At 30.1% G+C, this 11,686-nt stretch carries 9 protein-coding genes; 7 read left to right on the forward strand and 2 right to left on the reverse strand.

Going from position 1 to position 11,686, the window contains the following annotated elements; translation table 11 throughout:
• The first annotated feature begins 4 nt into the window (after positions 1–4).
• From UEQ13_RS08020 to UEQ13_RS08040, 5 genes are all read left to right on the forward strand, one after another.
• The gene (locus UEQ13_RS08020) at positions 5–838 is read left to right on the forward strand and encodes a carboxypeptidase-like regulatory domain-containing protein (RefSeq protein ID WP_329805836.1); all 834 of its coding nucleotides are present in this window, start codon (positions 5–7) and stop codon (positions 836–838) included.
• Positions 835–1,245 (forward strand): DUF1573 domain-containing protein, encoded by a 411-nt coding sequence (locus UEQ13_RS08025; RefSeq protein ID WP_329805837.1) that lies wholly within the window; start codon positions 835–837, stop codon positions 1,243–1,245. Before UEQ13_RS08020 ends, UEQ13_RS08025 begins: the two co-directional genes overlap by 4 nt.
• A gap of 1 nt (position 1,246) precedes the next feature.
• Positions 1,247–1,630, forward strand: coding sequence for a hypothetical protein (locus UEQ13_RS08030; RefSeq protein ID WP_329805838.1), 384 nt, complete (start codon positions 1,247–1,249; stop codon positions 1,628–1,630).
• Between the two features lie 142 nt (positions 1,631–1,772).
• Positions 1,773–2,687, forward strand: coding sequence for a GLPGLI family protein (locus tag UEQ13_RS08035; RefSeq protein ID WP_329805839.1), 915 nt, complete (start codon positions 1,773–1,775; stop codon positions 2,685–2,687).
• A gap of 72 nt (positions 2,688–2,759) precedes the next feature.
• The gene (locus UEQ13_RS08040; protein WP_329805840.1) at positions 2,760–5,477 is read left to right on the forward strand and encodes a TonB-dependent receptor; all 2,718 of its coding nucleotides are present in this window, start codon (positions 2,760–2,762) and stop codon (positions 5,475–5,477) included.
• Positions 5,478–5,584: 107 nt separating this feature from the next.
• Here the strand turns inward: UEQ13_RS08040 and asnB are convergent, their stop codons facing one another.
• Complete coding sequence (asnB, locus tag UEQ13_RS08045; protein WP_329805841.1) at positions 5,585–7,450, reverse strand: asparagine synthase (glutamine-hydrolyzing); 1,866 nt, start codon at positions 7,448–7,450, stop codon at positions 5,585–5,587.
• 67 nt (positions 7,451–7,517) lie between these two features.
• On the reverse strand, positions 7,518–8,768 hold the full coding sequence (locus tag UEQ13_RS08050; protein WP_329805843.1) for an ABC transporter permease: 1,251 nt from the start codon (positions 8,766–8,768) through the stop codon (positions 7,518–7,520).
• A 211-nt stretch (positions 8,769–8,979) separates the two neighbouring features.
• On the opposite strand from UEQ13_RS08050, the gene purH reads away from it, so the two are divergent.
• Positions 8,980–10,506 (forward strand): bifunctional phosphoribosylaminoimidazolecarboxamide formyltransferase/IMP cyclohydrolase, encoded by a 1,527-nt coding sequence (purH, locus tag UEQ13_RS08055; protein WP_329805844.1) that lies wholly within the window; start codon positions 8,980–8,982, stop codon positions 10,504–10,506.
• 142 nt (positions 10,507–10,648) lie between these two features.
• Complete coding sequence (locus UEQ13_RS08060; RefSeq protein WP_329805845.1) at positions 10,649–11,677, forward strand: rod shape-determining protein; 1,029 nt, start codon at positions 10,649–10,651, stop codon at positions 11,675–11,677.
• Positions 11,678–11,686 lie beyond the last annotated feature (9 nt).

The raw sequence follows: 11,686 nt of genomic DNA on the forward strand, positions 1-11,686 counted from the left end.
AGTTTTGTTTGGTCAAACAATTGTAGGCACAATTAAAGACAGTGTAACTGGAGAAAAACTTCAAACTGCTAATGTTGTCTTTATAAAAAATTATGGAGGTACTAATTCAAATCTAGAAGGTATATTTGCAATTGACATTAAAGCTAAACAAAACGATTCTTTAAAAATATCATATTTAGGTTATGAAACAAAATATTTAAATTTAAGAAGTTTTACCGAATCAAAAATATATAAAATAGATGTCCAGTTAAAGACAAAAAATCATATTATTGAAGAAGTAATTGTTGAACAAAAAGCCTCATTGTATAATAAAGAATATTCTTATAATGCAAAAAAAGATGGCGATGTAAGGATATTTAGTTTTATAGGTAATGAATCTGCTTTTTATTTTAAGAATTTAAAAAATGAAAAAGGCAAGCTAAAAGATGTTAGTTTTTATTTTAGAAAGAATAAAAAAGCAAACAAAAACTCCATGTTTCGCGTGAATTTTTATGTATATGATACTATAAATCAATGTCCTGGGGAAAGTTTATTAAAAAAAGAGATTCAAATCACTCCAAAAAATAAAACTTATAAATTTAAACTTCAATTAGAAGATTATAAAATTTCGTTTCCTAAAAATGGTATAGTTGTTGGAATAGAACCAATTGATCCCGATAATAGTTTAAAAAAAGGAGATAAAATCGGACCTGGTTTAAGGTTCTCATATGGTAACAAAGAAAACTTATCTTGGGAAAATTTTAGAAAAAAAAAATGGTATAAATCTACTTATATCAATAAATATAAAAATCAAGCCGCTAACTTATTAATTGACTTAACGGTTTTAATGAAAAAATGAAAAAGAAAATATTAATTGTTTTTGGCATTGTATTATTTGTACTTATTTTAAGTATTTTAACATATGAAAAACATAGTGTTTATGACAACTTTACTGAAGTTGAAACATCAAAAAACCCACATTTTTTTGGTGAAATAAGATCAAAAGATAGTGTAGAACATAAATTCGAAATAAAAAATATTACTAATACTCTTTTAGTAATTGAAAAAGTTTTACCAAGTTGTCCCTGCACAAAAGTAAAATTTGACAAAAAAAAATGCATTATAGGAGAAATAGTTACGGTCTCTGTTAAATTTAAACCTACATTAAAACAGAAAGGAAATGTAAAAACATTAGTATTTGTGCAATGTAATGCTGAAAATGGAATAATTAAACTAATAATGACTGGTAAAATAAAAGATAAGTAATATGAAAAAAATAACACTATTAATTACAGTTTTAATTACAGTTTTTAGTTATTCTCAAGAAAAAATTGAGATTAACAATATTTACAAAGAATGGAAGTTAGTTGCTCTTGAGAAAAATGGTTCTATAAATTTAGCAGAAGAAATGGACAAAAAAGAATCGATTATTTTCTTTTCAAATAAAAAATTTAAAATGAAAGATTCTGAAGGAACTTTTAATGGAATTTGGAAATTTAATAGTAGTAAAAACATTATAGAACTTAATCTTATAGAATTTAATCATAAAATTTATTTAAAAATAATAAATTTAAGTCCTGATAAATTCAGTTACATTTATAACGAAGAAGATAAAAAATTAATTTTTCATTTAGTTCCTAAAACTCTCTAATAATATTTTAAAACAGGTTTAAAACATCAAAGCTCTAACTTATTAGAGCTTTTTTTATTTAACATAAAAATAACAAATTAGCATGTAACTATTTGAGGTTTTTGTTGTCTAAATAGATATCGAAACAAAAAAACACGTAATAATGAAAAAAATATTTTTAGCTGTACTTGGTTTAACGACTTTTATAGCCTCTGCACAAAAAGATTTCCAAGGAATGGCTGTTTATGAATCTAAAACTTCTACAGCAGATTTTGCAAAAAATTTCGATGGTAATAAAGATATTACTCCAGAAATGAAAACACAGATTATGGAAAGAATGAAAAAAATGTTTGAAAAAACATACATTCTGAATTTCGATAAATCAGCTTCTATTTATAAAGAAGAAGAAAAATTAGACGCTCCCGGTCAAGGTGGTGGTGGAAGAATGATGGCCTCTATGATGGGCGGCGGTGGAACTTACTTTAAAAACGTAAAAGAAAAACAATACACTGTTGATAAAGAAGTTTTTGGAAAAGAGTTTTTAATTAAAGATTCGTTACCGAATTTAAAATGGGTTTTAACTGATGAAACTAAAAAAATTGGAGATTACACTTGCTTTAAAGCAACTGCAGTAAAAGAAGCCAGTAAATCTGATTTCAGAAACTACAGAAGAAAAGAAGAAAAGAAAAAAGAAGCTGTAAAGACTGAAGTTAAAACAGACGATAAAGCTACAACTGAAAAGAAAGACGAAAAGAAAACTAACTTTTTTGACGAAGTTGAAATGCCAAAAGAAATTACGGTAACCGCTTGGTATTGCCCAGAAATTCCAGTAAATCAAGGTCCTGATGAATATTGGGGTTTACCAGGATTAATTATGGAAGTGAATGATGGAAAAACCGTTATTATGTGTTCCAAATTAGTGATGAACGTGAAAGATAAAATTGAGATTAAAGCTCCAACTGGTGGCGATAAAGTAACTCAAAAAGAATTTGACGACATTATGATGAAGAAAATGAAAGAGATGAGCGAAATGGGCGGTGGTCCTGGAGCAAGAGGTGGAATGAGAATGGGAAGATAATATTCAAAACATTAAAATACTAAAATAAGTCGCTCACAAGGCGACTTAAATTTATACACAATTTCTACATCAATGAAAAAAACACTATTACTATTAGCCATTTTACTTTCAGGTTCAATTTACGCACAATCTGTAAAGGTTACAGGTATTTTAAAAGACTCCGACAATTTAGTTATTGAAACGGCAAATGTTATGGCCGTAAACCAAGCTACAAAAGCTATGGATGCTTATAACATTACTAGCGAAAAAGGAGAGTTTTCTTTAAATTTAAAAGCCAATACCGAATATATCATTAAAGCTGGTTATATTGGTTATGCACCTTTTGAGAGAAAAATTACTACTACAAAAGAAAACATGACTTTCGACATCATTTTATCGGGTTCTAACACTATCGAAACTGTTGAAATTGTGAAAGAAATGCCAGTTCGAATTAGTGGCGATACGATTATTTACAATTCGGATTCGTTTACAAACGGAACAGAAAAAAAACTAGAAGATGTACTAAAAAAATTACCTGGTGTTTCTGTAAATAAAGATGGAGAAATTGAAGTAGAAGGTAAAAAAGTACAAAAAATAATGGTAGAAGGTAAAGATTTTTTTGATGGCGATACTAAAATTGCTACGAAAAATATTCCTGCTGATGCCTTAGATAAAATTCAGGTTTTAAGAAATTATAACGAAGTTTCTAACTTAAAAGGTTTAGAAAACAACGAAGACAACGTGGCGATTAACATCAAACTGAAAGACGGTAAAAAGAATTTCTGGTTTGGTGATATGTTAGCTGGTGCTGGAGTTACCGATACCGAAAATAGAAGCATCTTGAATCCAAAACTATTTTATTACAGTCCAAAATACAGTCTAAATTTAATTGGAAACTTAAACAACATTGGAGAATTACCTTTAACCATGCAAGATTATTTCAAGTTTACTGGTGGTTTTAAAAACATGATGAAAAAAGGCGGTTCTAATTTCGGAGTTTCTTCTAATGATTTGGGAATTATGGGAATGAGAAACAATCGTGCTAAAAACATTGATGCTAAATTTGGTGCCGCAAACTTCTCATATAATCCATCAAAAGCTTGGACAATTAGTGGTTTCGGAATTTATTCGTACAACAAAACAGATTTACAAACAGACAATATTTACAATCGTTCCGATAAATTACCAAACGGAACTACCGTTAGTGTAACTGAAAATCGTCAAGATAATTCTAAACAAAAAACCAATTTAGGTTTATTTAAATTAAGCTCAAGTTATGTGCCTTCTGCAAAAATGCATTTAGATTACGATGCTTTATTGAAAACTTCAGATCAATTGGAAAATCAAAATGTACTTTCAAGTTTGCAAGGAAATATTTTTACTGAAAAAAGTCAAAAACCTTTATCTGTAAGTCAGAATTTAAATTATTATTACACGTTAAATGATAAAAATGTTTTTGCTATTGAATTACAAAATTTATACCAGCAAGAAGATCCGTTTTACAACGCCAACTTACAAACACAGCCTTTTGCATTAACAGGATATAATATTTTACAAACCAGAAATGACGTCAACCAGAACCGATTTGTAAAAACAAACAAAACAGACGCTAAGATTGATTATTACTATATGGTTACGCCAAAAAGTAATATTAATGTTACAGTTGGAAACACGTATTCTTACCAAAACTTCAACTCAAGCATGTTCCAAATTTTAGATAATGGCACACGAAATAATTTAACAGATAGTTCTAATACGAATGATGTAAATTATGCTTTTAATGATGCTTTTATTGGTTTACATTATAAAATGTTATTTGGGAAATTTACTTTAAATCCAGGAGTTTCTGCACACCAATTTAACACCAACGATACACAATTGAACAGCTCAAACAAAATGAGTTTCAATAGAGTTTTACCAGATTTCTATGCGTTATGGCAAATGAAAAAATCACAATCGTTAACGTATAATTTCTCTTTAACGAACAATTTTACAGATATTGTTAAGCTTTCTCAAGCCTACGTATTTTCTAACTATAACAGTTTATATAGTGGAAATCGTTTCTTAGAAAATTCGGTTTCACAAGTGCATACGTTACGTTTCTTTAAGTTTAGCATGTTTAACATGGAAAATGTTTTTGCAAATTTAACGTATACGAAACAAACTAATATTATTACAAACCGAGCTTTTATAGACCCATTAAATGTAAATCAGGTTTCAAGTTCGGTAAATCTTAATTCAAATTTTCCGCAAGAATCACTTACTGGAGCCTTTAATTACGGACGTTCATTTGCACGATATTTCAAAGCAAATGCCGGAGCAAGCTTAAGCTGGACAAAAAACAATAACATACGTGCCATTACAGGAAAACCAGATTTTATTCAAACTACTGAAAATTATCTTCATAATTATAATATTGGGTTTTCAACAAATTTAAAAAACTTACCCAACATAGATTTGTCTTATAGTTATTCTATAAACGATTCTCAAGTTCAAACTTATTATGTAGATAATCCATCGCTAACTTTAGAATATTTCTTTTTAGATGCGTTTTCATTTAAGGCAGATTACGACTTTTATCACAACAGAAATAAAGCTAAAACCATTGATACTGAATATGATTTCTTAACCGCTTCTTTATCGTATCAGAAAAAAGACAGCAAATTAGAATATAAATTAAGCGCTACTAACCTATTAAACACAACTTCTTTAAACGACAGTAGTTTTAGTGCTTTAGGTGGTTCTACTAATTTTTCAAGTTATTATGTGCAACCGCGTTATATTATTTTAAGTTTGAAATACAATTTATAAGAAAAATTCTGAAACAAAAATCCCGTTCCAATTTTATTTGGAACGGGATTTTTTTATTTAGATTCTGGAATAATCCCGAAGCTTCAGGATAAATTGACAGTCAGTTTTTAAACTTTCATTTTAGAAAACTTATCTATTTTGTATTGAATATCTTGATGTGATTCGTTAAAATCATATAACAAACCAAACAATTCAACTGAAGCTAGTTTTCCAATAAAATAAGGATTTTCGTTTTGTAACATATAATCTAAAGCTGCTTCGTCTAATTGTAAATGCTCAGCGACATACCCGTTTTTGAAAAATTCTTTTGCAAAACGCACACCATTTAATCCATCAATTGGTAAACCGTTTTTCTTCTTAGCCACTAAATTTTGGGGTAAATATTTTTTAGCCACTTCTCGTACAATCCATTTATCCGTAATGAAAGGATGCTTTTTATTATGCAATTGTGTGGTCCAACGTGTTTTGTATTCTAAAGGTAAGTTTAAACCAAATTTCACTACATCTTCATGTAAAAATGGAAAACGTACTTCTATAGAAGAAATCATTCCCATTCTGTCATTTCGATACAATAAAGCTTGTAAATGTTTTTGCATCATTTCAAAAGAATCTAAATAATACTTTTGCTCTTTTTTTGATACGAATGAAAACAGCTCTGAACCTTTATCATACAACTTTTCACTTTTATAACCATTGGCTAATCGCACATTAAAACTATCTAAATTGGAAGTTTCTGAAGGAAATAAATAATTATTTAATGCTGGATATATTTTGTAAACTTTCTTTAAAATTTCTTGAGGCAACAATAATGCTTTTTTATAACGCGCTGCCATTAATTTCGAATAACCTAAAAACAATTCATCCGAACCTTCTCCACAAATTACGGCTTTCACATCGTTTTGTCTGGCCAAATGAGCCACTCTAGAAATCGGTACACCATTGGTAAAATACACAATTGGTCCAGCGTTATATTCTGTTGCAGTAATCCAATGATTTAAAAAATCTTCGGGATGAAATTCTGTTTTATGTAAAGGTAAATCTAAATGTTTCGCTAAAGCTAATGAATCTGAATATTCTGAATGTTTCCCTACAATATCAGCAGTAAACAATTGAATATTAGGCTGCGATTTTTTTGCCATTGCCGTTAAAATTGAAGAATCAATTCCACCGCTCACAAATGCACCCATTGGAAAATCGGATACTAACATTTCATCCACAGATTTTGACAATAACGCATCAAATTCTTTGACAATTTCCGATTTTGGTTTTTTTGCTAAATCTTTATGGTAATTCGCATCTACTTGATCCGATAATTTATAATAATAGTCTTCTGAAATTTCTAAATTAGAAGCAATTTTTACAACAGTTCCTGGTTTTACATTTACAATTTCATTAAATAAAGTATAAGTAGAACTTCCTTCTAACGTACTATTTAATGAAAGCATTGTTTTATAACTATCAGGCTTTAACTGCAATCCTTTTGCCAAAGTTCTCGATTCGGATGCGAAGGCAAAAACTTCTGAATTATTGACAAAAAATAAAGGTTTAATTCCAAAACGGTCACGGACTAAAAAAAGTTCTTTTTTCTTCACATCGTAAAAAGAGAAAGCGAACATTCCTTTAATATCTCGAAGTGTTTTTTCAATTCCGAAATGAACTAAATATTGAAAAAGCACTTCTGTATCTGAAGTTGTCGTAAAATTAACCGTTGGTAAATGTTGTTTTAAAGCTAAGAAATTATAAATTTCACCATTAAAACACAAAACAAAATCATCCGTATAAAATGGCTGATTGGAACGGCTATTTCCATCAATCAAAGACAATCTTTGATGAAAAAAATGCACATTTGAATTGTTCCATTCACCAGAAAAATCTGGACCACGGTGTACTTGAAGCTCACTCAAACCTTTTATTAAGATTTGTTTTTTATTCTCAGAGAGATTTTTATCAATAAAACCGGAAATTCCGCACATTTAATCAAGGGGTTTAGAAGTACAAAAATAGTATAAAAATATCTATATACAACATAAAATCAATATTTTACATCCCTGTACGAATAGCCTCGACTGGATCTAATTTAGATGCAGAAATTGCCGGCAAAATCCCTGAAATTAAGCCAATAATTACAGATAAACTTGACCCTAATATTATATTTGATGTGCTTAATACAAATTGAAAATCTAAAGCACTTGTTAAAATCATCGCAATTATCCAAACCAATAAAATACCAATCAATCCACCAAACATAGCTAAAATAACAGCTTCAAATAAAAACTGAAATAAAATGAACTTGTTTTTAGCACCTAAAGCTTTTTGAATTCCGATTAAATTGGTTCGCTCTTTTACAGAAACAAACATAATATTTGCAATACCAAATCCACCAACTAAAAGCGAAAAAATACTAATTCCCCAACCAGCAACGTTCATTTGTCCGATAATATCATCAATGAAATCTGTAAATCCAGAAAGAATATTTACAAAGAAATTATTAATTTCACCAGCTCTTAAGCCTCTAATATTTCTAACTTTACTAGTTAATTCCGCTTTAAATTCTTCAATATCAACTCCTTCTTTCGGTTTAACTAAAATAGCTGGCGTAAAAATAGCACTGTTATCACCATATAATTTTCTAACATTATTGACTGGTAAAAAAACTGCTACATCATTAGAATCTCCAAACGTGTTTTCTCCCATTTTTTTCAACACACCAATTACGGTGTAACGTTGACCATATAAACGAATTTGTTTTCCAATAGGTTCATTTCCTTTGAATAATCCTTCAGCAACTTCACTTCCAATAACAATCACAGCTGTTCCCGAATTGGATTCCGCTTCATTAAACAGCCTTCCTTTTTCGACTTTAAAAGATTCTATTTCGAAAAATTCATTAGTGGATGGTTTTACACGAATAGAATTCACCGTATTGTCATCGTATTTTATGGTTTGATTACCTGTAAAAAAATTGAAGGATATCTTATCAATATCATCCATATTTTTCTGTAAATATTGATATTCTTCATATTTTACATGAGGAAATTGATCGCGTTTCCATTCTTCCACATCTGTTGGACCAAAAGAATATTTGAACAAATAAATGGTGTTTTTATCCATACCATCTAAGCTATCCACAATATTTTTTTTCAAAGAATCAACTGCAGCTAAAACCGCAATAATAGAGAAAATACCAACCGTAACGCCTAATAAAGACAACAGAGTTCGTAATTTATTGTTTCTCAAGGCATTAATCGCAAAAGCAAAACTTTCTTTTAATAAACGTATATATAGTATCATAAATTCAATATTCTATACATAAGTAGCACAAAAGTCAAAATTGTTACAATTTAAAGAATAGAATTTTGAAGGTTTTTATTGCAATTTAGAAAATGAAATTATTGCATTTTCTTATTCAAATACTTACTTTTGCAAATTATTAAGAGAAACAACTACTAAATAAATTTCAACAGAAACTGAAATAACTTCAGTTTTAACAAACAACAACACAATGACTCACACAAAACAAATCAAATCGGCCTTAATTTCTGTATTTGACAAAACCGGTTTAGAACCAATTGTAAAAGCCCTTCATCAAAACAATGTAACGATTTATTCTACTGGAGGAACACAAGATTTTATTCAAAATTTAAATATTCCTGTAGTAGCTGTTGAAGACATTACTTCTTTCCCAGAAATTTTAGGCGGAAGAGTAAAAACATTACATCCGAAAATTTTTGGTGGGATTTTAAACCGTCAAGACAACGAAAGTGATGTGGCGCAAATGACTGAATTTGACATTCCACAAATTGATTTAGTAATTGTTGATTTATATCCATTTGAAAAAACGGTTGCTTCTGATGCAAGTGAAGGTGATATTATTGAAAAAATTGATATTGGTGGAATTTCATTAATTCGTGCCGCAGCTAAAAATTTCAAAGACACAACCATTGTTGCGTCTGTTGACGAATATGCCACTTTCTTAGGTTTCTATACCGAAAATAACGGAGCAACTTCAATTGAACAAAGAAAAGTTTTAGCTACAAAAGCATTCCATACTTCTTCAAATTACGATACAGCTATTTTTAATTACTTCAACACAGAAGATACTTACTTAAAAATTAGCCAAGAAAAAGGACAAATTTTACGTTACGGAGAAAACCCGCATCAAAAAGGATTTTTCTTTGGAGATTTCGACCAAATGTTTACAAAATTACACGGTAAAGAATTGTCATATAACAATTTATTAGACGTAGATGCTGGTGTGAATTTAATGAATGAATTCAAAAACAACGAACCAACATTTGCTATTTTAAAACACAATAACGCTTGTGGATTAGCAACAAGAGCTACCATGAAAGAAGCATATTTAGATGCTTTAGCTGGTGACCCAACTTCTGCTTTTGGTGGTGTTTTAATTGCCAACGGAAATATTGATTTAGCTACAGCAGAAGAAATTAATAAATTATTTTGCGAAGTAGTAATCGCTCCTTCATACGACCAAGAAGCTATTGATGTTTTAGAAGAAAAAAAGAACAGAATTATTTTAGTTATCAACGATGTTGAATTACCTGCTAAAAATGTTCGTACCTGTTTAAATGGAATTTTAGTCCAAGACAAAGACAATATTACAGATTCGAAGGATATTTTAAAAACAGCAACTTTAACTGCACCAACAGAAGAAGAAATTGAAGATTTACTTTTTGCATCAAAGATTTGTAAACACACCAAATCAAACACCATTGTTTTTGCAAAAAATCGTCAGTTAATCTCTTCAGGAACAGGACAAACTTCTAGAGTTGACGCCTTAGACCAAGCCATTAAAAAAGCAAAAACTTTTGAATTTGATTTAACTGGCGCTGTAATGGCAAGTGATGCGTTTTTCCCATTCCCAGATTGTGTCGAAATAGCTAACAAAGCAGGAATTACAGCAATTATTCAACCAGGTGGTTCTATCAAAGATGAATTAAGCATCAACTATTGCAACGACAACAAAGTAGCGATGGTTATGACTGGAGTTCGTCATTTCAAACACTAGAAAATTCCCTACAAAACCTATATTTTAAAACGCATTAAAAATTTATTTTTTAATGCGTTTTTATTTTAAATAATTCCAAATTAATTTTATACTTTTGTTAGTTGAATATAATTACACAAAATACTAAACCCTTGATATAAATATGGGATTTTTTGACTTCATGACCGAGGACATTGCAATTGACCTTGGTACCGCGAATACACTGATAATTCACAACGATAAAGTTGTAATAGATAGCCCTTCAATTGTTGCTAGGGACCGAATAACTGGAAAAATAATTGCTGTTGGAAAAGAAGCCAACATGATGCAAGGTAAGACCCACGAAAACATAAAAACAATTCGTCCCTTGAAAGATGGGGTTATTGCCGATTTCGATGCGTCTGAAAAAATGCTTCAAATGTTTATTAAAAGCATTCCAGCTTTAAAGAAAAAACTGTTCACTCCTGCCCTACGTTTGGTAATTTGTATTCCATCTGGAATTACAGAAGTGGAAATGCGTGCTGTAAAAGAATCTGCAGAACGTGTAAATGGAAAAGAAGTATACTTAATTCATGAGCCAATGGCTGCAGCAATTGGTATCGGAATTGACATCATGCAACCAAAAGGAAACATGATTGTTGACATAGGTGGTGGTACAACAGAAATTGCCGTTATCGCATTAGCAGGTATTGTTTGTGATAAATCGGTTAAAATTGCCGGTGACGTTTTTACAAACGACATCATTTACTACATGAGAACGCAACACAATTTATTTGTGGGTGAAACAACTGCTGAAAAAATTAAAATTCAGATTGGTGCTGCTATTGAAGATTTAGAAAGCGCTCCAGAAGACATGTCGGTTCAAGGACGTGACTTATTAACTGGAAAACCAAAACAAGTAGATGTTTCTTACAGAGAAATCGCAAAAGCATTAGACAAATCTATTCAAAGAATTGAAGATGCGATTATGGAAACACTTTCTCAAACACCTCCAGAATTAGCAGCCGACATTTACAACACTGGTATTTATTTAGCAGGTGGTGGTTCGATGTTAAGAGGTTTAGACAAACGTATTTCATTAAAAACAGATTTACCAGTTTACATTGCTGAAGATCCATTAAGAGCCGTTGTTAGAGGAACTGGAATGGCACTTAAAAACTTAGCGAAGTATAAAAATATCTTAATTAAATAAGCACGTAGT

This window comes from Flavobacterium facile (genome assembly GCF_036321945.1).
Classification (GTDB): Bacteria; Bacteroidota; Bacteroidia; order Flavobacteriales; family Flavobacteriaceae; genus Flavobacterium; species Flavobacterium facile.